At 72.1% G+C, this 25310-nt stretch carries 18 protein-coding genes and 1 pseudogene; 14 read left to right on the top strand and 5 right to left on the bottom strand.

All coding sequences use genetic code 11. The features are described 5' to 3' along the window. The 3 genes and pseudogenes from BEK98_RS12995 to BEK98_RS12985 form a co-directional block, all read left to right on the top strand. The coding region (locus tag BEK98_RS12995; protein ID WP_094216642.1) for an SUKH-4 family immunity protein at positions 1-1003 on the top strand (1003 nt) is incomplete at its 5' end. 69 nt (positions 1004-1072) lie between these two features. Beyond that, a pseudogene (locus tag BEK98_RS12990) lies at positions 1073-1507 on the top strand (sigma-70 family RNA polymerase sigma factor); the annotation flags it as partial. A 416-nt stretch (positions 1508-1923) separates the two neighbouring features. After that, complete coding sequence (locus BEK98_RS12985; protein ID WP_244201851.1) at positions 1924-2811, top strand: coiled-coil domain-containing protein; 888 nt, start codon at positions 1924-1926, stop codon at positions 2809-2811. A 22-nt stretch (positions 2812-2833) separates the two neighbouring features. On the opposite strand, the gene BEK98_RS12980 is transcribed toward BEK98_RS12985, so the two are convergent. The 3 genes from BEK98_RS12980 to BEK98_RS12970 form a co-directional block, all read right to left on the bottom strand. Then, positions 2834-4477, bottom strand: a complete 1644-nt coding sequence (locus BEK98_RS12980; protein ID WP_094216633.1) for a sodium/solute symporter — start codon at positions 4475-4477, stop codon at positions 2834-2836. Further along, positions 4474-4881, bottom strand: coding sequence for a DUF485 domain-containing protein (locus tag BEK98_RS12975; protein ID WP_094216632.1), 408 nt, complete (start codon positions 4879-4881; stop codon positions 4474-4476). Before BEK98_RS12975 ends, BEK98_RS12980 begins: the two co-directional genes overlap by 4 nt. Before the next feature lie 213 nt (positions 4882-5094). Further along, positions 5095-6591 (bottom strand): MFS transporter, encoded by a 1497-nt coding sequence (locus BEK98_RS12970; RefSeq protein WP_094216631.1) that lies wholly within the window; start codon positions 6589-6591, stop codon positions 5095-5097. A gap of 445 nt (positions 6592-7036) precedes the next feature. Between BEK98_RS12970 and BEK98_RS12965 the strand changes: the two genes are divergently transcribed. From BEK98_RS12965 to BEK98_RS12945, 5 genes are all read left to right on the top strand, one after another. Next, complete coding sequence (locus BEK98_RS12965) at positions 7037-7825, top strand: ABC transporter ATP-binding protein (protein WP_094216630.1); 789 nt, start codon at positions 7037-7039, stop codon at positions 7823-7825. After that, the gene (locus BEK98_RS12960; RefSeq protein WP_094216629.1) at positions 7822-10410 is read left to right on the top strand and encodes an ABC transporter permease; all 2589 of its coding nucleotides are present in this window, start codon (positions 7822-7824) and stop codon (positions 10408-10410) included. Before BEK98_RS12965 ends, BEK98_RS12960 begins: the two co-directional genes overlap by 4 nt. 255 nt (positions 10411-10665) lie before the next feature. Continuing rightward, a complete protein-coding gene (gene mfd / locus BEK98_RS12955) occupies positions 10666-14199 on the top strand; it encodes a transcription-repair coupling factor (RefSeq protein WP_094216628.1) in 3534 nt (1177 codons plus the stop codon). A gap of 219 nt (positions 14200-14418) precedes the next feature. Then, complete coding sequence (locus tag BEK98_RS12950) at positions 14419-15135, top strand: HNH endonuclease family protein (protein ID WP_244201850.1); 717 nt, start codon at positions 14419-14421, stop codon at positions 15133-15135. Positions 15136-15244: 109 nt separating this feature from the next. Then, positions 15245-15988: a GNAT family N-acetyltransferase gene (locus tag BEK98_RS12945; RefSeq protein WP_208643094.1), complete on the top strand. Its 744-nt coding sequence runs from the start codon at positions 15245-15247 to the stop codon at positions 15986-15988. A gap of 69 nt (positions 15989-16057) precedes the next feature. Here the strand turns inward: BEK98_RS12945 and BEK98_RS12940 are convergent, their stop codons facing one another. Next, on the bottom strand, positions 16058-16774 hold the full coding sequence (locus tag BEK98_RS12940; protein WP_094216625.1) for a hypothetical protein: 717 nt from the start codon (positions 16772-16774) through the stop codon (positions 16058-16060). Positions 16775-16924: 150 nt separating this feature from the next. Continuing rightward, positions 16925-17617, bottom strand: coding sequence for an Rv1352/Rv1906c domain-containing protein (locus BEK98_RS12935; RefSeq protein ID WP_094216624.1), 693 nt, complete (start codon positions 17615-17617; stop codon positions 16925-16927). 191 nt (positions 17618-17808) lie between these two features. Between BEK98_RS12935 and BEK98_RS12930 the strand changes: the two genes are divergently transcribed. The 6 genes from BEK98_RS12930 (at position 17809) to BEK98_RS12905 (ending at position 25241) form a co-directional block, all read left to right on the top strand. Then, entirely contained in the window at positions 17809-20130 is a 2322-nt protein-coding gene (locus tag BEK98_RS12930) for an N-6 DNA methylase (protein ID WP_094216623.1), read from the top strand. Positions 20131-20281: 151 nt separating this feature from the next. Then, on the top strand, positions 20282-20935 hold the full coding sequence (locus tag BEK98_RS12925; RefSeq protein WP_094216622.1) for a hypothetical protein: 654 nt from the start codon (positions 20282-20284) through the stop codon (positions 20933-20935). Between the two features lie 38 nt (positions 20936-20973). Next, entirely contained in the window at positions 20974-22467 is a 1494-nt protein-coding gene (locus BEK98_RS12920) for a serine/threonine-protein kinase (protein WP_279635463.1), read from the top strand. 142 nt (positions 22468-22609) lie between these two features. Then, positions 22610-23437, top strand: a complete 828-nt coding sequence (locus BEK98_RS12915) for a glycoside hydrolase domain-containing protein (RefSeq protein WP_094216620.1) — start codon at positions 22610-22612, stop codon at positions 23435-23437. 146 nt (positions 23438-23583) lie between these two features. Continuing rightward, entirely contained in the window at positions 23584-24231 is a 648-nt protein-coding gene (locus BEK98_RS12910; protein WP_094216619.1) for a SurA N-terminal domain-containing protein, read from the top strand. A gap of 29 nt (positions 24232-24260) precedes the next feature. Next, a complete protein-coding gene (locus BEK98_RS12905) occupies positions 24261-25241 on the top strand; it encodes a nucleoside triphosphate pyrophosphohydrolase (protein ID WP_094216641.1) in 981 nt (326 codons plus the stop codon). Positions 25242-25310 lie beyond the last annotated feature (69 nt).

Genomic DNA, 25310 nt, shown 5'->3' with positions numbered 1-25310 from the left:
GTACGGCTATCCGCAGCAGCCCACCGGGCAGCCGACGGTGGGCCCCGGCTACCAGGCTGTGCTGCGCTACCGCGCGCAGGACGGTTCGGAGCAGCAGCTGATCCGGCGTTCGGCGCCGGGTACGCCGCACCCGGAGTGGCAGATCTTCCACGAGCTGCGGGCGATGAACGTGCCGGCGGACCAGGTGCTGGAGCTGCACACGGAGCTGGAGTCGTGCGAGCTGCCGGGTGCGTACTGCGCGCGGATGATCCGGGAGCAGTGGCCGCAGGCGCGGATCACGAGCATCGCGCCGTACGGCACGGATCACGCGAGCCGGCAGCAGGGCATGCAGCAGTTGCTGGCGCACCAGGGCGAGTTGCACCAGGTGGCGGACGGTCCCGCGCGGCCGGCGCCGGTGCAGGCGCCGCTGCCGCCGGTGCAGGCCGTGCCGCCGATCCCGCCGGAGGGTATCGGGCAGGAGCTGGCGGCGGCGTTCGGGCCGGGGGTCTTCCGGTTCGAGCAGCAGGCGGTGTCGCGGCAGGGTGTGCCGCCGATCGTGGCGCACACGCTGGTGGTGGCCGGGCTGCCGGTGGACATGGCCCCGTTCTTCTGGGCGCAGGCCCAGCCGGGCCGTCCGGTGCCGACGCTGGCGGAGCTGGCGGCCGAGCGTGGGGTGCAGCCGGCCTCGGACGCGGGGTCGTACCTCGTGATGGGCACGGACTTCGGCCGGGCGATCTGTGTGCAGTACGGGACGGCGAACATCGTCGCGGTGCCGGTGGAGGCGGGCCCGGGTGGTGCGCCGGTGCCGCCGCAGTTCGTGAACAGCGGGCTGCCGGAGTTCGCGCGCTGCCTGGCGCTGCTGGGCCGGATGTGGCGGCTCAGGTTCGGGCTGAACCAGGAGCAGGCGGGCCGTTGGACCGTCGACTTCCAGGCCCAGCTGGCCTCTCTGGACCCGGCGGCGCTCGGTTCGCCGGAGAGCTGGTGGTCGGTGCTGCTGGAGCAGATGTGGGACGGGCTGCTGTAGGCCCACGCTCTCCCGGAGCCCGATCGCATCATGCCCTTCACGCGCGCGCGTGAAGGGCATGAGGGGCGGGTGGACTTGGAGCCGTTCCGGGGTGAGCTGGTGGCGTACTGCTACCGCATGCTGGGCTCGTTCCACGAGGCCGAGGATCTGACGCGGGAGACGATGCTGCGGGCCTGGAAGGCCCGGGACCGGTACGACCCCGCGCGCGCGTCCGTGCGGACGTGGCTGTACCGGATCGCGACCAACGCCTGTCTGAGCGCCCTCGCGGGCCGGGCCCGCCGCCCGCTGCCGTCGGGGCTCGGGGCGCCGAGCGAGGATCCGGGTGCGCCGCTCACGTCGGCGCTCGACATTCCCTGGCTGGAGCCGTTCCCTGAGGCACGGTTCGACGTGGAGGCCCGCGCGGATCTCAGGCTCGCGCTGGTGGCCGCGTTGCCGCTGCTGCCGCCCAGGCAGCGGGCCGTCCTGGTGCTGTGTGAGGTGCTGGAGTTCTCCGCCGCCGAGGTCCACGTCCCGCTCGCCCGCCGCCTGCCGGGCCTGCGCCGCCACACGGTCGGCCGCGACCTCGCCCCTGTCCGCGGCGGCGAGCCGTACTACCTGGTCACGGCGCTGGAGTGGGACTCGTCGGACGACCTGCGTGCCGCGTTCGCACCCCGGAGGGGCGGGCGGCCGCCGCCGACGCGGCGCACCTCCAGCGGCTCGCGTCCGGCCGGAGCATGATCGTCACTCTGGAGGAGGACCTGGTCCAGACGGGCCGCCCGTGGCCCCGGACCGACGCGCGGATCGAGAAGTGCGCCATGCGGCGAGAGATTTCGACCGTGACATGTCTGCGGAGTGTCGTGTTATGCCCGCTTACGTCCGATCCATCAAGATGTGCGCCACATCATCCTGTTGTGTATGTCCGGTGGAGAGGGGTTCCCAGGGTGAGCAGCGCATCGATGACGCCGCACGGCTTCCGGACCGTCCGGGGGCGCGCCTACCGCCCCGATCGGGTCGACGCATACCTGGAGGCGCTGTCGCTGGACCGGGACGCCGCGTGGGAGCGTGCCGCGCGGCTGACGGTGCTCGCCAAGGACATGGGCGCGGAGGCCGCGCGACTGCGCGAGGCGGTCGCGCAGCTCGCCCCGCAGACCTACGAGAGCCTCGGGGAGCAGGCACGGCGCCTCTACCAGCTCGCGTTGCAGGAGGCGGCGGACGTCTCCGACCGTGCGCGGCGTGCAGCGCACGAGCAGGTCGCGCAGGCCGAAGCGCACGCCCTCAGTGCATGCCAGGAGGCGCAGGAAGCGGCGGACGCGCTCCGCGCGGACGCCGACGAACGCGCCCGCCTGTGCCTCCTCGCGGCCCACGCCGAGGCCGACGACCTGCGCATCGGCGCCCGGCTCGAAGTGAAGGAGGCGCGCGGGGAGGCGCTCGCCGCGCTGCGCGAGGTACGCCAGCGCACCACCGGCATGCTCGCCGAGCAGACCCGCGAGCACGCCGAGCGGTGGGAGGCCACCGAGCGCGAGGACGCCGAACGGGCGGCCGCCCTGGAGGCCCGCGACGCCGAGCGGGTCACCCGCGCCGAGGCCGCCCTGTCCGAGGCGGAACGCGCCCTCGGCGAGGCCGAGGAGTACGCACGCCGCTGCCAGGAGGAGGCGCACGTGCGGGCCGCCGACATCGTCGCCGGGGCACACGAGCGCGAGGAGGACATCGCCCTGGAAACCGAACAGGTGCTGCGCGAGCACAGCGAGACCTGGGACGACGTCCAGGCGCACATGGACTACGTGCGCAGCAGCCTCATCTCGCTGACGGGCAGAGCGACTCTGGAGTAGCCCCCCCCCCGCGCGGCCGTCCTCAACCGCCCCTGCGTACCGCCCCGGCGAGGATCCAGCCCTCCACGGCCTCGTACTGGCGCCGCTGTTCCTCCGCCTTGCGGCGGCCCGAGACGACCGTGCCCAGCCAGCCGAAGAAGAAGCCGGCCGGGATGGAGACGATGCCGGTCGTGGTGAACGGGAACCAGTTGAAGTCGGCGTGCGGGAAGGCCGAGACGGGCGAGCCGGAGACGAGGTTGGTGCCCGGCATGAGCAGCAGCACGGTCAGCGAGCCCCCGAGCAGCGTGCCCATCAGCCCGCTTCGGGTGTAGCGGCGCCAGAAGAGGCCGTACACCAGGGCGGGCGCGAGGGCGGAGGCGCCCAGGCAGAAGGAGAGGGTCGCCAGGGGCTGCAGGCTGTGGTGCTGCACCAGGGTGGCCAGCAGGATCGTCGGGACGCCTATGGCCAGCGCCGAGAGGCGGGCCAGGGCCATCTCGCGGCGGGCCGGCATCTCCTGGACGCGGGCGGCGAACACGTCGTGGGCGAGGGAGTTGGCGCAGGCGAGGATCATCCCGGCCACCGAGGCGAGCAGGGTCAGGAAGATCGCCGTGGTGACCATGGTGAACAGGAAGGTCTCCGTCGTCGACACGTCGGCGCCGAACGCGGCCCGTGAGCCCAGCAGATAGGCCGTGTTGCCCTGCGGGTCGGCCGCCGCGATCGCGCTCCGGCCGACCAGGGCCGTGGCGCCGAACCCGACCACCGTGATGACCAGCACGAACAGTGCCACGATCGACACCGCCCAGGACAGTGAGCGGCGTACCTGGCGGGCGCTGGAGGCGGTGTACATGCGCATGGTGATGTGCGGCAGGCAGGCGCCGCCGAGCACGATGGTCAGCTCCGAGGTGATCATGTCCAGGCGGGCGCCCGGGTGCCCGGCGAACTGCAGCCCGGAGTGCAGGAAGGCCGGCCCGGCCCCGCTCTGCCGTGCCGCCGCGCCGAACAGGGCGCCCGGGTCCCAGTCGAAGCGGCGCAGGATCAGTACGGCGACCACGGCGCCCGATCCGACCAGCATCACGATCTTCAGGATCTGGATGAGCGCGGTGCCCTTCATGCCGCCGATCGCCGCGTAGCTGATCATCAGCGCGCCGAGTCCGACGACGCAGCCGGTCTTCAGCGACTCGTTCGTGAAGCCCAGGATGAACGCCATCAGCTGCCCGGTGCCGGCGAGCTGGACCAGCATCATCGGCAGCAGCGAGGCGATCGTCACCGCACACGCCGTGATCCGCACACAGCGGCCCGGCATCCGGCGGGCCAGCGCGTCGCCCATGGTGAACCGGCCCGCGTTGCGCAGCGGTTCGGCCAGCAGGAACATCAGCAGCATCAGCGACAGCGCCGTACTGAGGGCGAGCACGACACCGTCGTAGCCGCACAGGGCGATCACCCCGCCGGTGCCGAGGACGGTGGCGGCGGAGATGTAGTCGCCGGCGATGGCCAGGCCGTTGCGCAGCGGGGACAGGGAGCCGTAGCCGGTGTAGAACTCGTCGAGGTCGTCGCGGTCCGGGCCGGCCATCACGCACAGCAGCAGGGTCAGGGTGGCGACGGAGGAGAAGGCGACCAGCGACATGGTCTGCGCCGAGTTGCTGAAGCCGGTGAAGCCGGAGAGGCCCGGGGAGGCGCTGCTGGTCATCGGGTCGCTCCTCGCCGCGCGTTCAGTTCGGCCTCCTTGCGGATGCGGTCCGCGAGCGGGTCGACATGGCGGCGCGCGGTGTGTTCGTACAGGGCGATCGCCAGCCAGGTGACCGGGAGTTGGAGCAGGGCGAGCAGCAGGCCGGCCGGGATGCCGTCGGTGACCGTCGTCGTCATGACGTGCGGCGCGAACGCGGACAGGACGAGGAAGAGGGTGAAGTAGCCGAGCGCGGTGAGGGCGGCGGTGCGGCGCTGCCAGCGGTAGGCGCTGCGCAGCACGCGCAGGTCGCTGTGGTGTCCGAGGGGTTCGCGGGGCGGGGTGCGGCGCGGGCGGGGCGGTTCGGGGGGAGGGGGCTGCCAGGGGTAGGTGAGGTCCGGGGGCGGGCGCGGCGGGTCGTAGGACATCCCGGGGCTCCTTGCGTGGCTCGGGTCCGTGGCGGCGGACCGCAGGGAGGTGGGGGGAGCGGAGTCACGCACGCTACTCGCCGGTTCGGGGCCGCGCGGGGTTTTAGACGAACTGGCCGGTCGGTATGCGCTTACTTCGCGAAAACGGGTCTGACCTCGGGTGTTACCCGCGTTAACCAGGGGGCGGAACCACGTCCCGCCCTCCCCGCGCGCCTATTCCTGCCGCACCGGAAACTTCCGCGGCGCCACCACCAGCAGCACCAGGAAGGCCAGTGCCGCGGCGCAGGCCGCGCCGAAGTACACCGCGTGCACCGCCGCGGCGATCGCCCGCCGCGTCGCCTCCGGGGCCGTACCGCCGTCCCACGCGCCCGTGACGGACTCCAGGTCGCCCGCCCCGCCCAGCCGCGCGGCCAGCACCGCGTTGGCGACGGCACCGAACAGGGAGGCGCCCACGGTCTGCCCGGTCTGCCGGCAGAACAGCACCGACGCGGTCGTCGTCCCCCGCTCCGACCAGCCCACCGTCGACTGCACCCCGATGATCAGTGGTAGCTGGAACAGCCCCAGCACCCCGCCCAGCGCCAGCATCAGCAGCATCGGCTGCCACCAGGAACCGGGATACGGCAGGAACGGGAACGCGAGCAGGATCAGCGCGCCCGCGCCGATGCCGAGAAGCGCGGTGTCACGGAAGCCGATGCGCCGGTACACGTGCTGGCTGACCGCCGCCGACGCCGACCAGGTCAGCGTCCACACACACAGCACGAGGCCGGCGGCCGCGGGGCCGAGTCCGAGTACCGACTGGGCGTACGTCGGCAGGAACACCGACGGCGCCACCATCAGCAGCCCCAGCGCGCCGAACGCCAGATTGACGGCCGCGATCGTACGGCGCCGCCACACCCACCCCGGGATGATCGGCTCCGCCGCCCGCCGCTCCACCCACACCACCACGCCCACCAGGGCGAGCCCGGTGCCGAACAGCGCGAGCGAGGGCGCCGACAGCCACGCCCAGGCCACCCCGCCCTGCACCAGTGCGGTCAGCAGCACCCCGCCGCACGCGAACACCGCGAGCGCGCCCGCCCAGTCCACGCGCGCGCGGGCGGCTTTTTCCCGCTCGGGTTCGTGCAGATGACGGACGATCAGCCACAACGCGGCCGCGCCGATCGGCAGGTTGACGAGGAAGATCCACCGCCAGTCGGCGTACGCGGCCAGCGCCCCGCCCAGGCCCGGCCCGGCCACCGCCGACACCGCCCACACCGTGGACAGCCTGGCCTGGATCTTCGGGCGCTCCGCCAGCGGGTACAGGTCGGCGGCCAGCGTCTGCACCGTCCCCTGCAACGCGCCGCCGCCCAGCCCCTGCACGACCCGGAACGCGATCAGCGCCGCCATGTTCCAGGCGCCGGCGCACAGCAGCGAGCCCAGCAGGAACACGGCGGCGCCCGCGACCAGGACCGGCTTGCGGCCGAAGGTGTCGGACAGCTTGCCGTAGACGGGCAGGGTGACGGTGACGGCGAGCAGATAGCCGGAGAACAGCCAGGAGAAGACGGAGAACCCGCCGAGGTCGCCGACGATCTGCGGTACGGCGGTGGAGACGATCGTGGCGTCCAGCGCGGCCAGCGCCATCGACAGCATCAGCGCGGCGACCACCGCGCCTCTCCTGCGGGTGCCCTGCCCTGTCGTGGCGCCGTCGCGTATCGCGGGTGTCGTACTCCCCACCGGATCCCCTCCCCTGGGTCCCCACCCGGACCCGTCCCGTGTCCCCTGCACCTATCTCCGGTACGACAGCTTCCCACGGGACCCCGAACTTGACCCTGACGCGACGGGAGGGTGGAGGCTTTCTGGGCCGGAGGGTGGAGTCGACCCCGAGAAGGACTCCACCCGGCGGTGGACCACCCCTAGGGGTCTCTCCGTACTACGGCCCGGGGAGGGTTCGTACCGCCGGAGGAGGAGACGGACCCGGTGCTGTCCTTAACCTGGCTTTACGCCGCCGGGGGGCGGTTGACCGAACCGACGGGGGTGGGGTTTTCCCCCGCACAAGAGGGGGCTTCGCACCAGCGCGGGGCACGCCCGCCGCACGCGAGACTCGACGCCGTACCCAGGACGACGCACCGGCACACCGGGGCGCGACGACACACCTGCCGACCGATTTAGGAGACAAACCGTGACATCGGCTGTGACCACTACCAGGCACGGGGGAACTGGAGGGCGTACGGCCGTTGCCGCGCGGGCGCGGCAGGTCGTGAAGGCGTACGGGTCAGGCGAGACCCGTGTCGTCGCCCTGGACCACGTCGACGTGGACATCGCACGCGGCCAGTTCACCGCGATCATGGGCCCCTCCGGGTCCGGCAAGTCCACCCTGATGCACTGCCTCGCCGGCCTCGACACGGTGACCAGCGGTCAGATCTACCTGGACGAGACCGAGATCACCGGCCTGAAGGACAAGAAGCTCACCCAGCTGCGCCGGGACCGGATCGGGTTCATCTTCCAGGCGTTCAACCTGCTGCCCACGCTCAACGCGCTCGAGAACATCACGCTGCCCATGGACATAGCGGGGCGCAAGCCGGACCGCGCCTGGCTCGACCGGGTCGTGGAGACCGTGGGGCTCGCCGGACGGCTCAAGCACCGGCCCACCCAGCTCTCCGGCGGCCAGCAGCAGCGCGTCGCCGTGGCCCGTGCGCTCGCCGCCCGCCCGGAGATCATCTTCGGTGACGAGCCGACCGGAAACCTCGACTCGCGCGCGGGAGCGGAGGTTCTGGGCTTCCTGCGCCGCTCGGTGGACGAACTGGGCCAGACCATCGTGATGGTCACCCACGACCCGGTCGCCGCCTCCTACGCGGACCGCGTGCTCTACCTCGCCGACGGCAGGATCGTCGACGAGATGTACCAGCCGACGGCCGATCAGGTCCTGGACCGCATGAAGGACTTCGACGCCCGGGGGCGTACGTCATGACCGTCCTGAAGACCTCGATGCGCAACTTCTTCGCGCACAAGGGCCGCATGGCGCTGTCGGCGATCGCGGTACTGCTGTCGGTGGCCTTCGTCTGCGGCACCCTGGTGTTCACCGACACGATGAACACCACCTTCGACAACCTCTTCAAGGCGACCTCGTCGGACGTCACGGTCACCGCCAAGGGCTCCTCCGACACCGGCGAGACCACCTCCCGCACCGGCAAGCCGCCGGTCATGCCGGCCTCCGTGCTCGGCGAGATCCGCACGGCCCAGGGCGTCAAGGCGGCCGAGGGCACGGTGTTCTCCACCTCGGTGACCGTGGTCGACGCCGACAAGGACAAGCTGTCGCCCAGCAGCGGCGCGCCCACCATCGTCGGCAGCTGGAACGGCAACGACGCCCGCACCATGAAGATCACCTCCGGTACGGCGCCCAAGGGCCCCGGCCAGGTCATGGTCGACGCGGACACCGCCGACAAGCACCACCTCAGGCTCGGCGACGACATCGGCATGATCAACGTCCTCGGCACGCACCACGCGCGCGTGTCCGGCATCGCCACCTTCACCGTCACCAACCCCGGCGCGGCGATCTTCTACCTGGACACGAAGACCGCCCAGCAGAACCTGGTCGGCCGGACCGGCGTGTACACCAACGTCAACGTCACCGCCGCCAAGGGCGTCACCGACGAACAGCTGAAGAAGAACGTGACCGCCGCACTCGGCCGCGGCTACAAGGTGCAGACCGCCAAGGAGGTCGCCAAGGCCAACCAGAAGAACGTCGAGAGCATCCTGAACGTCATGAAGTACGCGATGCTCGGCTTCGCCGGGATCGCCTTCCTGGTCGGCATCTTCCTGATCATCAACACCTTCTCGATGCTGGTCGCCCAGCGCACCCGGGAGATCGGCCTGATGCGCGCCATCGGCTCCTCCCGCAGCCAGGTCAACCGGTCCGTGCTGGTCGAAGCGCTGCTGCTCGGCGTGATCGGCTCCGTGCTCGGCGTCGGCGCGGGCGTGGGCATCGCGGTCGGCCTGATGAAGCTCATGGGCACCATGGGCATGCACCTGTCCACCGACGACCTGACCGTGGCCTGGACGACCCCCACCGTCGGCCTGCTCCTCGGCGTGATCGTCACCGTCCTCGCCGCCTACCTGCCTGCCCGCCGCGCCGGCAAGGTCTCCCCGATGGCCGCACTGCGCGACGCGGGCGCCCCGGCCGACGCCAGGGCCGGGCTCGTACGGGCCCTGATCGGCCTGGTCCTCACCGGCGCCGGCGTCGCGAGCCTGTACGCCGCCGCCACCGCCGACAAGGCCAAGAGCGGCTCGGGCATGCTGGGCCTGGGCGTGGTGCTGACCCTGATCGGCTTCGTCGTCATCGGCCCGCTGCTCGCCGGCGGCCTGGTCCGTGTCCTCGGCGCCGTCATACTGCGGATCTTCGGCCCCGTCGGCCGGATGGCCGAGCGCAACGCGCTGCGCAACCCGCGCCGCACCGGCGCCACCGGCGCGGCCCTGATGATCGGCCTGGCCCTGGTGGCCTGCCTGTCGGTGGTCGGCTCGTCCATGGTGGCCTCCGCCACCGACCAGCTCGACAAGACGGTCGGTACGGACTTCATCATCGGGCCGGACAACCCGCAGAACGGTCTCATCGCACCCCAGGCGGTCAAGGCCATCAAGGGCACCCCGGGTCTCACACGGGTCACCGAGTACCGGCCGGCCCTGGCCGACTTCACCACCCCGGACGGCCAGACGCTCAGGGACACCGACATCACGGCGGCCGACCCGACGTACGCGACCGACCTGCGCAAGAAGACCGTCGCCGGGAACCTCAAGGACGCCTACCTGCCCGACTCGATGTCCGTCCACGAGAAGTTCGCCAAGGCCCACGGCATCCACCTCGGCTCGAAGATCACCGTCGCCTTCAAGGACGGCGCCACCGCCCACCTGACGGTCCGCGCGATCACCAGCAGCGACGAGGTGATCGACCAGGGCGCCAAGTACACCTCCCTCGCCACGCTCGAGAAGTACGTGCCCGCCGACCAGATGCCGCTCGACGCGCTGGTCTTCGCCACCGCCAAGGACGGGCAGCAGGCGGCCGCCTACAAGGCGCTGAAGGCGGCCCTGCACGACGGCCACCCGGAGCTGACCGTACGTGACCAGACCGACTACAAGCAGGCGCTGAAGGACCAGATCGGCCAGCTGCTGAACATGATCTACGGCCTCCTGGCCCTCGCGATCATCGTCGCGATCCTCGGTGTGGTGAACACGCTGGCCCTGTCCGTGGTCGAGCGCACCCGCGAGATCGGCCTGATGCGGGCGATCGGCCTCTCCCGCCGCCAGCTGCGCCGCATGATCCGCCTGGAGTCCGTGGTGATCGCCGTCTTCGGCGCCCTGCTGGGCCTCGGCCTCGGCATGGGCTGGGGCGCGACCGCCCAGAAGCTCCTCGCGCTGGAAGGCCTGAAGGTCCTGGAGATCCCCTGGCCGACGATCATCGCCGTCTTCATCGGCTCGGCCTTCGTGGGCCTGTTCGCCGCCCTGATCCCGGCGTTCCGGGCGGGCCGGATGAACGTACTGAACGCCATCGCGACGGACTAGCCGCGCAGGCGGGGCCGAGGGCCGCACACGGGGGGCGCCCGAGGCCGACAGCCACCGCATACGGGGGTTGCGGGGGAAAGACCCGGTGCCGGGAAGTCCTGGGGGACTTCCCGGCACCGGGTTTCTCACTGTCCCCCCTGACGGTTATCCACAGCCCCCGCACCTGCGAGCGCAGCGTCGTAGGCTGGAGACCCCCGGCCCCTCACACGAGTCGGGTTATTCGCGTTGCCCACACCCGGACGGAAAGCCTCCTCCATGAGCCTGCACGGTCTGCTCGACGCCGTAGTCAAGGACCCCGCCCTCGCGGAAGCGATCACGGCGGCCGCGGACGGCAACCGCATGCACATCGACCTCGTCGGCCCACCCGCCGCCCGCCCCTTCGCGGTCGCCGCCCTCGCCCGCGAGGCCGCCCGCCCGGTGCTCGCGGTGACGGCGACGGGCCGCGAGGCCGAGGACCTGGCGGCGGCCCTGCGCTCGCTGCTGCCGCCGGAGGGCGTCGTGGAGTACCCCTCCTGGGAGACCCTCCCGCACGAGCGCCTCAGCCCGCGCAGCGACACCGTCGGCCGCCGCCTCGCCGTCCTGCGCCGCCTCGCCCACCCCCGCCCCGACGACCCCGAGACCGGCCCGGTCTCCGTGGTCGTGGCACCCGTACGATCCGTGCTCCAGCCGCAGGTCAAGGGCCTCGGCGACCTGGAGCCGGTGGCCTTGCGGACGGGGCAGACGGCCGACCTGAACGAGGTCGTGGAAGCCCTCGCGGCCGCCGCCTACGCGCGCGTGGAGCTGGTCGAGAAGCGCGGCGAGTTCGCCGTACGCGGCGGCATCCTCGACGTGTTCCCGCCTACCGAGGAACACCCCCTGCGCATCGAGTTCTGGGGCGACGACGTCGAGGAGATCCGCTACTTCAAGGTCGCCGACCAGCGCTCCCTCGAAGTCGCCGAGCACGGCCTGTGGGCCCCGCCCTGCCGCGAACTGCTGCTCACGGACGACGTACGGGCACGCGCGCGTGCCCTCGCCGAGGAACACCCCGAGCTGGGGGAGCTGCTCAACAAGATCGCCGAGGGCATCGCGGTCGAGGGCATGGAGTCCCTGGCCCCGGTCCTGGTGGACGACATGGAGCTGCTCCTCGACGTCCTGCCCAAGGGCGCCATGGCCGTCGTCTGCGACCCGGAGCGGGTCCGCACGCGCGCCGCGGACCTGGTGGCGACGAGCCAGGAGTTCCTGCAGGCCTCCTGGGCGGCCACGGCAGGCGGCGGCGAGGCTCCCATCGACGTCGGCGCGGCCTCCCTGTGGTCCATCGCCGACGTCCGCGACCGCGCCCGCGAGCTGGACATGATGTGGTGGTCCGTCTCGCCCTTCGCCGCCGACGAAGAGCTCGACGCGGACACCCTCAAGGTGGGCATGCACGCCCCCGAGACCTACCGCGGCGACACCGCCAAGGCCCTCGCCGACACCAAGGGCTGGCTCGCCGACGGCTGGCGCACGGTCTTCGTCACCGAGGCCCACGGCCCGGCCGCCCGCACCGTGGAGGTGCTCGGCGGCGAGGGCATCGCCGCCCGCCTCGACGCCGACCTCGGCGAGCTGAGCCCCGCCCTGGTGCACGTCTCCTGCGGCTCGATCGACTTCGGCTTCGTGGACCCGGCGCTCCGGCTCGCCGTCCTCACCGAGACCGACCTGTCCGGCCAGAAGGCCGCCGGCAAGGACGGCGCCCGCATGCCGGCCCGCCGCCGCAAGACCATCGACCCGCTCACCCTGGAGCCGGGCGACTACATCGTCCACGAACAGCACGGCGTCGGCCGCTACATCGAGATGGTCCAGCGCACCGTGCAGGGCGCCACCCGCGAGTACCTGGTCGTGGAGTACGCCCCCGCCAAGCGCGGCCAGCCCGGCGACCGCCTCTACATCCCCACCGACCAGCTGGAGCAGATCACCAAGTACGTCGGCGGCGAGGCCCCCACCCTGCACCGCCTCGGCGGCGCCGACTGGACGAAGACCAAGGCGCGCGCGAAGAAGGCGGTCAAGGAGATCGCCGCCGACCTGATCAAGCTCTACAGCGCCCGCATGGCCGCCCCCGGCCACACCTTCGGCGCGGACACCCCCTGGCAGCGCGAGCTGGAGGACGCCTTCCCCTACGCGGAGACCCCCGACCAGCTCACCACCATCGCCGAGGTCAAGGAGGACATGGAGAAGTCCGTCCCCATGGACCGCCTGGTCTGCGGCGACGTCGGCTACGGCAAGACCGAGATCGCGGTCCGCGCCGCCTTCAAGGCCGTACAGGACGGCAAGCAGGTCGCCGTCCTCGTCCCCACGACCCTGCTGGTGCAGCAGCACTTCGGCACGTTCTCCGACCGGTACTCGCAGTTCCCGGTGAACGTGCGGGCGCTCTCCCGCTTCCAGACCGACACCGAGGCCAAGGCCGTCCTGGAGGGCCTCAAGGACGGCGCCGTCGACGTCGTCATCGGCACCCACCGCCTGTTCTCCTCCGAGACCAGGTTCAAGGACCTCGGCCTGGTCATCGTCGACGAGGAGCAGCGCTTCGGCGTCGAGCACAAGGAGCAGCTGAAGAAGCTCCGCGCCAACGTCGACGTACTGACCATGTCCGCGACCCCGATCCCGCGCACCCTGGAGATGGCGGTCACCGGCATCCGCGAGATGTCCACGATCACCACCCCGCCCGAGGAGCGCCACCCCGTCCTCACCTTCGTCGGGCCGTACGAGGAGAAGCAGATCGGCGCGGCCATCCGCCGCGAACTGCTGCGCGAGGGCCAGGTCTTCTACATCCACAACCGCGTCGAGTCGATCGACCGCGCCGCGGCCCGGCTGCGCGAGATCGTCCCCGAGGCGCGCATCGCCACCGCCCACGGCCAGATGTCCGAGTCGGCCCTGGAGCAGGTCGTCGTCGACTTCTGGGAGAAGAAGTTCGACGTGCTCGTCTCCACGACGATCGTCGAGTCCGGCATCGACATCTCCAACGCCAACACCCTCATCGTGGAGCGCGGCGACACCTTCGGCCTCTCCCAGCTGCACCAGCTGCGCGGCCGCGTCGGACGAGGCAGGGAACGCGGCTACGCCTACTTCCTCTACCCGCCGGAGAAGCCGCTCACGGAGACCGCGCACGAGCGGCTGGCGACGATCGCCCAGCACACCGAGATGGGCGCGGGCATGTACGTGGCGATGAAGGACCTGGAGATCCGAGGAGCCGGAAACCTCCTCGGCGGCGAGCAGTCCGGGCACATCGCCGGCGTCGGCTTCGACCTGTACGTGCGCATGGTCGGCGAGGCCGTCGCCGACTACCGGCGCCAGCTGGAGACCGGCGAGATCGAGGAGGAGCCGCCGCTCGAGGTCAAGATCGAGCTGCCCGTCGACGCCCACGTCCCGCACGACTACGCGCCCGGCGAGCGGCTGCGCCTGCAGGCCTACCGGGCCATCGCCTCCGCCAACTCCGAGGAGGACATCAAGGCCGTCCGCGAGGAACTCACCGACCGCTACGGCAAGCTGCCCGAACCGGTGGAGAACCTGCTGCTGGTGGCCGGGCTGCGGATGCTCGCGCGCGCGTGCGGCGTCGGCGAGATCGTCCTGCAGGGCACCAACATCCGGTTCGCGCCGGTGGAGCTGCGCGAGTCGCAGGAGCTGCGGGTCAAGCGCCTGTACCCGGGCACGGTCATCAAGCCGGCCGTCCACCAGGTGCTGGTACCGCGCCCGAAGACCGCGAAGGTGGGCGGCAAGCCGCTGGTCGGCCGCGAACTGCTGGGCTGGGTCGGGGAGTTCCTCGCCTCGATCCTGGGGTCGTAGACGGCGAGGCGGATTCCGGGGTCGTAGGCCTTGAGGGGGCGTGCGACCCCGCCGCCCCGCGCTCGGTTCCGGGCGCCACATGCCCCCGCACCACCACCGATCGCACGAAATCTCCTCGCCGGCCCCCATCGGAGGGACGCCGTACGGCCGTTACGGTGGTAGGCGGAACGATCCGCCCCGCATATGAGGGCGGACCAGGGCGAGCCAGGGGGGACGCGCGTGAGGCGTCTGAGGGGTGGGGCGGTCACCGCTGCGGTCGTGATGGTCGCGGTGGCGGGCTGTAAGGCCGAGCACGGCAAGGGGGCCTCCGGGCCCGAGCAGACGGGAGGCGGGGGCGCCGCCCTGACCGCCGCCGAGTCGCTGCCCGTCAAGGGCCGCGCCCCGAAGACCGGTTACTCCCGGGCCCGGTTCGGCACCGCCTGGGCCGACACCGACTCCAACTCCTGCGACACCCGCGACGACATACTCAAGCGCGACCTGAAGGCCGTGAAGGTCACCGGCGGCACCTGCAAGGTCACCTACGGCCTGCTGGAGCCCGACCCCTACTCCGGCAAGGACATCACCTACCGGCGCGGCCGCAGCCAGGTCGACATCGACCATGTCGTCGCCCTCTCGGACGCCTGGCAGAAGGGCGCGAAGTACTGGGCCCCCAGCAAGCGCATAGCCCTGGCCAACGACCCGCTCAACCTGCTCGCGGTCGACGCGAGCACCAACCGCGGCAAGGGCGACGGGGACACCGCCACCTGGATCCCGCCCAACCAGGCCTACCGCTGCACCTATGTGGCCGCCCAGGTGGCCGTCAAGAAGAAGTACGGCCTGTGGGTCACCGCCGCCGAGAAGACCGCGATGAAGAAGGTCCTCGCCACCTGCCCGGACCAGAAACTCCCCACGGGCGGCAACCCGACGAAGGCCCCGGAGCGGTTCCGGGCGCGGTGAGCCGCGGCGGGGCACTGTCCGCCGGCGGCATCCGGTTACGGCGGTGACGTGCTGGTGCCCGGCCGAATTCGCTGTCCCGCCGGGCACGCGCCGTTTTACGGTGACCGGCATGGACGTAAAGGTAAGCACCCTCGCCGAGCGGCCCGACCGGCTGCCGGCGGTGCTCGCGATGGCCGACACATGGCCCGAGTTCGTGACCAACGACCCGGTGGGCAACGCCCATTACGGCCGCATCCCCACCGAACTGCCGCAGTACGCGCTGTTCGCCGAGGACGAGCGGGGCGAGGTCGTGGCCCACGCCTACAGCGTGCCCTTCTCCCTCGCCGCCGAGGGCCGGGGCGCCCTGCCCGCCCGGGGCTGGGACCAGACCCTGCTGTGGGCCTTCGCCGACCTGCGCCGCGGCACCCGTCCGGACACGGTCAGCGCGATCTCCGTCGTCATCGCCCCGCACGCCCAGGGCCACGGCCTGTCCGGCGTCATGCTCTCGGCGATGCGGGACAACGCCCGCGCCCACGGCTTCCGTGAGGTCGTCGCCCCCGTCCGCCCGAACGCCAAGCACGGCGAACCGCACACCCCGATCACCGAGTACGCCCACCGGGTCCGCCCCGACGGCCTGCCCGAAGACCCCTGGCTGCGCGTCCACGCCCGGGCCGGCGCCACCATCGACTCCGTCGCCCCGGCCTCCATGACCGTGAGCGCCTCGCTGGAGGACTGGCGCCGCTGGACCGGGCTGCCCTTCGACACCCCGGGGGACGTCGAGGTGCCCGGCGCGCTGGTCCCGGTCCGCTGCGAACCGGAGCGCGGGTACGCGGTCTACGTCGAGCCCAACGTATGGATGCGGCACCCGCTCTGACCCGTGCTCGGCGTGACCTGTGCTCGGCCTGACTCGTGCGAGGCGTGGCTAGGCCGTCGGTCCCGGTGATCAGGACTTGGCGGCCGCGTCCTTCAGGGAGCCGACGACGTGCCCCACGAGCTTGGTGGCGTTGGCGGCGCCGTTGTCGCTGCCGGCCGTGGACATCACGGTGACCACGGAGCTGCCCACGCGGGCGGCCACCAGGGTGGTGCCGTTCTCCCAGCGAGGGCTGGTGAGCGTGATGGTGTAGGCCTCGTCACCGAGTCCGGAGGTGTCGCGGCCGGAGAGCTTCACCTTGGCGTGCGCGTCCGTGTCCGTGAACGTGGCGCACGCGGTGGCGGCGTTCCGCACCTCCTTCATCACCGTCGTCGCGGTGGTGCCCTGGAACGCGTCGATCTCCTGGACCATCTCTTCGGTCTGGTCCTTGTTCGCGTAGTCGTTCTGCGCGAACGACACTCCCCCCTTGAAGCCGGTCACGTCGATCCAGGAGGTGTTCTCGAACTTGGAGCAGTCCGGCTTCGCCGTGTTGCGGCTGCTCGGGGCGAGGAACTCGCTGCCACTGTCGGCGGCGCCGTCCGCGACGGCGGTGAGGTGGGACGGGAAGACCGACGCCGGTGCCAGAGCCTTCTTCAGCTGGGTGCCCGTCATCAGGCCGGCGTTGGGGTCCTTGGCCTTCGTCGCCTTGGCCGGCGCGGTGGCGTCGGAGGAACCGGTGGAGCAGGCGGCCAGGGCCAGCGGCAGCGCGGCGACGGTGAGGACCTTGACGAAACGGGACGGAAGACGCATGGAATTTCCTTGGGGGAGTCGGTACTTGGTGTGCGGTGGTAGGTGTGAGGCAGTGGGGTGCGAAGCGGCACCGGAGGCGGGGCTCGGGTGCCGGGGCGCGGGACGTGAGTGCAACGTCCCGCGCCGGCCGGGGGCGGAGCGCCTGCCGGGTCAGGCCGTCTTCTTCCAGTCGCCGCAGCCGGTCGTCTTGAAGTAGGCGTCCGTGGAGCTGATGGTGACGACCGCCGTGCCGGTCACGTTGTTGTTGGCGATGACCGAGTCGAGCCCCTGCTCGGCGTCCTTGGTGCGCTCCCAGTAGCAGGAGTCGTCGGTATTTCCGGAGGACTTGTAGGTGCCGGGCGCGATGTCCGTGCCGACCTTGAACATGCCGCCGTCGCCGTCCATCGAGGAGGCGGGCGTGCCCTTCGCCTTCGGGGCCACGGCTTCCCAGTCGTTGCAGCCGGTCGACTTGAACAGCTTGTCGCCGGGCTTGACGGTGACGTAACTCGTGCCGGTGACGTTGTCGTTGGCCAGCACCGAGTCCGTCTCGCCCGAGGCGTCCTTGGCGCGCTCCCAGTAGCACTTGCCGTCGGTGTTGCCGGTGGTGCGGTAGGTGCCGGGCTTGATGTCGGAGCCGACCTGGTAGTCGCCGTCCCCGTCGAAGGCGGCCTTCTTCTTCTCGGCCGCCTCGGCGCCCCCCGAGTCCTTCTTTCCGCCGGGCCGGTGCGTGGCCGAGGCCGAAGAGTCCTTGCCGCTGCTGCCGGAACCGGCGTCCTTGCCGCCGTTGCCGGCGTTCGCGGACACGGTACCGATGACGACGAATCCCACGACGGCGCCGAGCGCGATCTTGCCCTTCATGCCCATGACGGGACCCCTCCCCTGGCGTGGCGACCGCCCCCTCCGGCTGGCCGCTCGTTCGCTGGGTCAATAAGACCAGAGCCTGTGAACCGAGTCAACACGGTTCACAGGCTTGGTTGGGTACACGCGCGTGAATGCAGGGATCTTGTGTACGCCGGTATGCTCGGCGCACACACGGGACGAGGGGAGCGGGGCCGGTGCAGGACAACGCGACAGAGGTGACCGCGGCCGGTATCGCGCGGCTCGCCGGGGTGGGCCGCGCCGCCGTCAGCAACTGGCGTCGCCGGCACGCCGACTTCCCCAAGCCGGTCGGCGGCACCGAGACCAGCCCGTCCTTCGCCCTGGCCGAGGTGGAGGGCTGGCTGCGCAAGCAGGGCAAGCTGGCCGAAGTCCCGTTGCGTGAGCGGGTCTGGCAGCAGCTCGCCGGCCATCCCGAAGGGCCGGTCACTGCACTGGTGCACGCGGGCTGCGCCCTGCTGCTCATCCATGAGCGCCCCACCGTCTGGCTGGACGTGAGCGCCGGCTCCGACGAGCGGCTGGCCGCGATGCTGCCCGGCGCGCTGGACCAGGTGCTCGCCCCGCGCTTCGGCGCCGCCGGACACGGCCGCGGTGTTCACAGCGGCCGGGCCGCGGGCGCCTCATCGGCTGTGAACGGTCCGCTTCCTGTGAACACCGGTACGGCGGCTCACAACGAGGTCGGCTCCCCATCCCCGGGTGCTGTGAACGTCTCGCTCCCTGTGAACACGGGGCCGGCAGCTCACACCCAGCTCCCCGGTCACACCGCCGGCGCTGTGAACACCCCGCCCACCGTGAACAGCCCGCCGGCCGCCCATGGCGCGCCCGGCACCCATGGCGCGCCTGCCACTCACGGCACACCCGCCACCCCCGGCACACCCGCCACCCACACCCCGTCCGGCCCCCAACTCCTCCCCTCCGCCCCCCTCCTCCGCGGCGCCGCCGAGCTGGCCGCCGAGATGGGGGCCCGGCAGACGTTCGAGTTCCTGCTGGGCCGGCATCTGGACGCGAACCCGCGCCAGTACACGCTCACCCCAGCCGAACTCGCCGGCCTCATGGCCGACCTCGCCGGTCCCGCCCGCACCGTCCTGGACCCGGCCTGCGGCACCGGCGCCCTGCTGCGTGCCGTGGACGCCCGCCCCGACCAGGAGCTGTACGCCCAGGACAGCGCGCCCGACCTGGCCGCGCTGACCGCGCTGCGGCTCGCGCTGGGCACCCGGGCCACCGTGCGCGGCGCCGTCGGGGACACCCTGCGCGCCGACGCCCACCCGCAGCTGCGCGCCGACGCCGTCCTGTGCCATCCGCCGTTCAACGAGCGCAACTGGGGTCACGACGAGCTGGCCTACGACCCCCGCTGGGAGTACGGCTTCCCCGCGCGCACCGAGTCCGAGCTGGCCTGGGTGCAGCACGCGCTGGCCCGGCTGGCCGACGGCGGCACCGCGGTCCTGCTGATGCCGCCGGCCGCCGCCTCCCGTCGTTCCGGGCGCCGGATCCGCGCCGACCTGCTGCGCCGGGGTGCGCTGCGGGCCGTGGTCGCGCTGCCGGTCGGGGCGGCGCCGCCGTACAACATCCCGCTCCATGTGTGGGTGCTGCGCCGGCCCGACCGGACGCCCGCGGCGCCCGAGGTGCTGCTCGCCGACACCGGCCGGTTCGCGGGCGAGGCGCGGGGCGGACCGGACTGGCAGGCGGTCCGGGACGCCGTCCTGGACGCCTGGCGCACCTTCGAGCGCGCGGGGCGGTTGGCGGAGCGGCCGGGGCTGGCGCGTTCCGTGCCGGTGATCGAGCTGCTCGACGACGACGTGGATCTCGCCCCCGCCCGCCATCTGCCGCCCCCGGCCGTGGCCGACGGCGTGGAGGCGCTCGCCGCGGTGCGTGAACGCCTCGGTGCGACCCTGCGGCTGACCGCCGACCTCACCCCGCCGCCCGCCGATCCGGTGCCGCCCGCGCGCTGGCCGCTCACCACCGTCGGCGAACTCGCGCGCGGGGGCGCGCTGGTGCTGCGTACCGGCGGAAACGGCGGCCACGCGCGCGTGCCGGTGCTCACCGACCATGACGTGCTCGCCGGAACGGCACCCTCCGGGACGCTTCCGGAGAGCGACGAGGAGGCCGTGCTGACCGAGCCGGGCGACGTCGTCGTACCGGTGCTCGGCGGTGGTTCGGTGGCGCGCGTGATCGACGACGCGACGGGGGGTGCCGCCCTGGGGCGCAGCCTCGTGCTGCTGCGCCCCGATCCCACGGCGCTCGACCCCTGGTTCCTCGCCGGCTTCCTGCGCGGTACGGCCAACCACCGCCAGGCCAGCAGCTACGCGTCCACGGCCACGCGCCTGGACGTGCGCCGCCTCCAGCTGCCCCGGCTCCCGCTCGACGAACAACGCCGCTACGGCGCACGCTTCCGCGCACTCGACGAGTTCGACCGCGCGCTGCGCCATGCGAGCCGGCTAGGGGAGCAGCTCGTGCGCGGGATGTACGACGGGCTCACGGACGGCACCGTCGCGCCCGATTGACCGCGGTGCCCGGACAACGGTTCGGTACAACACGGACCGGTTGTCCGTGCCGGGCCATATGCTCGAAGCGACCATCGCACGAGTGGTGTTGTCCGCCCGGCCGAGCGCACATGGCGGACGCGTGCACCCATTTCAGGCATCAGGAGCAGTCATGCAAGGCCACGGCTACGCACGGCCGGTGAAGCAGCCGCCCCACACCGGGTGGCTGGTCTTCATGCGGGTGCTGTTCGTGGCGGTCGGGGTCCTCAGCCTCGGCTTCCTGACCTGGGCGATCCTGCTGCGGCTGGCCGCGGTCACGCGCAAGTCGCTGGACTGGGGCCTGTTCGTGGCGGTGCTGGCGGCCGACATCCTCGCCATCGTGCTGCTGGGCAGCGAGCCCGGCGACGAGATCCACACCCCGGGCGGCTACCTGGGGTTGGCCCTGATCCTCGGCCTGCTGCCCCTCGTGCTCGTGTACTACCTCGTGGCGGACAGCCGGCACTTCCAGAACCTCCAGCATGCGTACGCGGGCGGCCGGGCGCTGTCCGGCTACGGCTATCCGCAGCCTTCGGCGCCGTTCACGGCGACGAACGGGGGCCAGACCCCCGTGCCCGTGCAGTCCCCGCCCGGCACGCCTCCGATGGCGCACACGCCCATACCCGGGCCCCCGTTGACCACCCCGCCGCCGCAGCGCCCGGCGCCCGCCCGGATCGACCAGGTGCGGGCCGAACTGGACGAGCTGAGCGACTACCTGCGCAAGCACGACGGCCACCAGGACGGCCGTGACGACGGCAGGCAGGACGCCGGCCACGAGGGCGGACGGTGACCGTGGCGACAGGACGTGTCGTCGCCGGCCGGTACGAGCTGTCCACGCTCATCGGGCAGGGCGGCATGGGCCAGGTCTGGACGGCGTACGACCAGCGGCTGGACCGGCGTGTGGCGGTGAAGCTGCTGCGCCCCGACAAGGTGGCCGGGCAGGAGGCGGACGAGCTGCGCCGCCGCTTCGTGCGCGAGTGCCGGGTCACCGCACAGGTGGACCACCCGGGCCTGGTCACCGTGCACGACGCGGGCAGCGAGGGCGAGGAGCTGTTCCTCGTCATGCAGTACGTCGACGGCGCCGACCTCTCCGACCACCTCGCCGAGCACGACCCGTACCCGTGGCAGTGGGCGGTCGCGGTGGCCGCGCAGCTGTGCGCCGTGCTGAGCGCTGTGCACGCCGTGCCGATCGTGCACCGCGACCTCAAGCCGCGCAACGTGATGGTGAAGCAGGACGGCACGGTCACCGTCCTCGACCTGGGCGTGGCCTCGGTCATGGACACCGACACCACCCGCCTCACCCACACCGGCTCGCCGATCGGCTCGCCCGCCTACATGGCGCCCGAGCAGGCGATGGGCGGCGCGGTCGGCCCGTACACCGACCTGTACGCGCTCGGTGTGCTGATGCACGAACTGCTCAGCGGCGATGTGCCGTTCTCCGGGTCCACGGCGCTCGGTGTGCTGCACCGGCACCTGTACGAGCCTCCGCTGCCCGTGCGCCGTATCCGCCCGGAGGTCCCCGAGGCGCTCGAAGCGCTGGTCCTGCGCCTGCTCGCCAAGGATCCGCAGCACCGGCCGGCCTCCGCGCAGGAGGTGTACGAGCACCTGGCGCTGCTCCTGCCCGCGCGCGGGATACCCACCGGGGCGCCGCTGGACCCCACGCGCCCCTTCCTGCGCCCGCACGCCCCCTGGCCGGACCGCGCGCGGACCCCCGCGCCCCAGCCCGCCCCCGTCGCACCCGCGCCCGCGGTGACCGAGAAGCCCGATGTCGCAGCGGCCGTGGACGAGGTCAAGCGGCTCCTCGGGGAGGGCCGCATCACCCAGGCCGTGGACATACTCGGCGCGATCCTGCCCGCCGCGGCCGAACAGCACGGCGAGCACTCCCCGGTCGTACGCACCCTGCGCAAGCAGTACGCGGCCACCCTCATGGACGACGGCCAGTACCGGCGCGCACTGCCCGAACTGCGCCGCCTAGCCGACGAACGCGCCGCCGAGGCCGGCCAGGCCGACCCGCAGTCCCTGCGCTTCCGCTACGAGGCCGCGCAGTGCCTGGAGCAGCTCGGCGAACCGGCGGCGGCGCTCGCCGAGTACCGCGCGCTGCTGCCGTACTACGAGAACCAGTACGTCTCCGGCGACCCGCAGCTCGCCCACGACGTGCGGCGCCGCATCGGCCACCTGCTGCTCGCGCTCGGCGACCGCCCGGCCGCCCACGACACCCTCGCGCGGCTGCTGATGGACGTCGAACGCTTCCAGGGCCCGGGTCACCCGCTGGCCGCGGAGATCCGCCGCACCCTGCAGTGGCTGGGACAGGTGCGCGGCTAGATTTTGCTGTTCCCTGAGTGATTCTTGTGATCTTCAGGGGATCGCGTTTCCCGAAGCCAGGGGCGGCGCCGTATAGGTTGCGCTTCGCTTTTCGCCAGGACACACGTTTTTCGCCAGCACGCACGAGCAGGGGTGGGGTTTCATGGCCGGCCATCGGCAGTCGAAGAAGCGCAGGTACGTCACGTGGGCGGTGGCCGGGACGGCCGTCCTCGCCGGCGCCGGCATCGCCGCGCAGACCTCCATGGCCGCCACCACCTGGCCCGCGCAGAAGACGTTCACCGGCCGCGCCTTCGACACCTGCACCGCGCCCTCCGAAGCCACGATGAAGGCCTGGCACACCGGCTTCTACGGCGCCGCCGCCGTCTACGTGGGCGGCAAGAACCGCGGCTGCAACCAGCCCAACCTCACCTCCACCTGGGTCAAGAACGTCACCGCCATGGGCTGGAAGCTCATCCCGCTCTACGTCGGCGCCCAGCCGCCCTGCCAGTCCGGCTCCAACCCGGAGAAGCTGACCGCCACCACGGCCGCCTCCCTCGGCGCCTCCGACGCGGCGGACGCCGTCGCCAAGGCGTCCGCGCTCGGCATGAAGGCGGGCAGCCCGGTCTACCTCGACATGGAGGCGTACGACAGCACGAACAAGGCGTGCAACGACGCCGTGCTGACCTACGTGCGCGCCTTCGACAAGGGCCTGCGCGCCAAGACGTACCGCACCGGCTACTACGGCTTCACCAGCTCCAGCGCCAAGGCCGTCGCCACCGCCACCGACAAGACGGACCTGCCGGGCAACCTCTGGTACGCGCTGTGGGACAAGCAGAACACCACCACCGCGGACTGGCCGTGGGGCGCCACCCAGTTCACCGACCACAGCCGCGCCCACCAGTACATGGTCAACAGCAAGGAGGCGCACGGCGGCGTCACGCTCACCGTCGACCGTGACGCGTGGGACGCGCCGGTGGCCATCACCGGCTGACGACGCCGCCGTCGCCGGTGCGCGCGGCGGTGCCCGAAGCGCGCGCGAATCGTTGGTCGAATGGGTTGGCCGCAGCCTGCCCACTGCCTACCATCGATCACCGCAAGACTTTGTGCACCGTCGCACAATCTCCTCGGGAGGTTTCCTTGCACCGCCGCCGTCGCACCGCGCTCGTCCTCTCCGCCGCGATCGCCGCCGCGGCCCCCCTCCTGACCGCCTGCGGAAGCGATGCGCACCCCGGCGCGGCCGCCGTCGTGGGAGGGCAGCGGATCACCGTCGCCCAGCTGGAGAACCGGGTCAACGAGGTACGCAAGGCACAGCGGGCCGCGGTGCCGGACGAGACCCAGTACCAGCAGGTCCTCGCCTCCACCAGCGGCCTGACCCGCGACACCCTGCACAACATGGTCCTCGACCGGGTGCTGCACCGCGCCGCGCAGGACGAGGGGATCACGGTCACCCGCAAGGAGGTCCTGCAGATGCGCACCGGCCTGGAGCAGCAGGCAGGCGGCGCCAAGGGACTCGAAACGGCCTGGCTGCAGAAGTACGGCATCGCGCCCGAGCAGCTGGACGACAACCTCCGCCTCCAGCTGGAGGCACAGAAACTCGCCTCGAGGCTCGGCACGGACACCTCCCAGCCCGCCTTCTGGAAGGCCCTGTCCCAGGCCTCCGAGGAACTGCACGTCGACCTCAACCCGCGCTACGGCTCCTGGGATGTGCAGAAGAGCAGCCGGGTGGACGCGAAGACGCCGTGGGTACGAGAGGTGACGGCGGGAGCGCAGCAGCAGACGACGTAGTGGGCGGCGCGGTGAGTTACGTTCGGATCGTGAACGCAACCAGCCCCGAAGCCGCCCACGGCCGCATCGTCCTGCTCACCACCAGCCACCGGGTCGCGCCCGGCCTGCTGTCCTGGCCCGCCTGGCAGGCCCTGCGCGCCGCCGACGCCGTGCTGTGCGCGGACGGCGCGCACCCGCAGCTGCCGTATCTGCGGGAGGCCGGGATATCCGTGGCGGAGGCGTCCCCCACCGCCCAGGAGCTGGTCGACGCCTGCGCCGGCGGGCGGACGGTGGTGGTCGTGGCCACGGGTGAGGGAGAGCCCGCCCTCACCGACGGCCTGGCCCGCCTGGCCGGCTCCGGACGGGTGCACATGCCCGAACTGGAACTCCTCCCCGCCTCCTACGACCTGCCGGGCGCCCGTCTCCTCGACCTCGTCCAGGTCATGGACCGCATCCGCGTGGAATGCCCCTGGTCGTCCCGGCAGACCCACCAGGGCCTGGCGAAGTACGGCATCGAGGAGGCGTACGAACTGGTCGAGGCGATCGAGGCCGGCGACCGCGACGAGCTGCGCGAGGAACTGGGCGACGTCCTGCTCCAGGTCGTCTTCCACGCCCGCATCGCCGAGGAGGACCAGGACGCCCCCTTCTCCATCGACGACGTGGCGGGCGGCATCGTCGCCAAGCTCATCCACCGCCACCCCCACGTCTTCGGCGACGAGAAGGCCGAGACTCCGGAGGACGTCAAGGAGCACTGGCTGCGCACCAAGGCCGAGGAGAAGCGGCGCACCTCGGTCACGGAGGGCGTCCCCCTCGGCCAGCCCGGCCTCGCCCTCACCGCCAAACTCGCCTCCCGCGCCCGCACGGCAGCCCTGGACGTCCCGCTGCCACAGGGGGAGGGCATCGGCTACGAGCTGCTGGCGCTGGCGGTGGGCGCGGAGGCGGACGGCGTCGACCCGGAGGCGGCGCTGCGGGCGGCGGCGCGGGTGTACCGGGATGCGATCAAGGAGACGGAGGTGGAGGGACACCAGTGAGCTGACTGCTTACAGGGCGTCAGAGCCCTTGTGTCTCAGTACCGTTGACCGGAACGTGGTCGTGAGGTG

Origin of the sequence: Streptomyces diastatochromogenes (assembly GCF_002242805.1) — a bacterium.
In the GTDB taxonomy this organism is placed as follows: domain Bacteria; phylum Actinomycetota; class Actinomycetes; order Streptomycetales; family Streptomycetaceae; genus Streptomyces; species Streptomyces diastatochromogenes.
The sequence above is the reverse complement of the archived record's forward strand: the minus strand, read 5'-3'. Positions and strand labels throughout refer to the sequence as shown.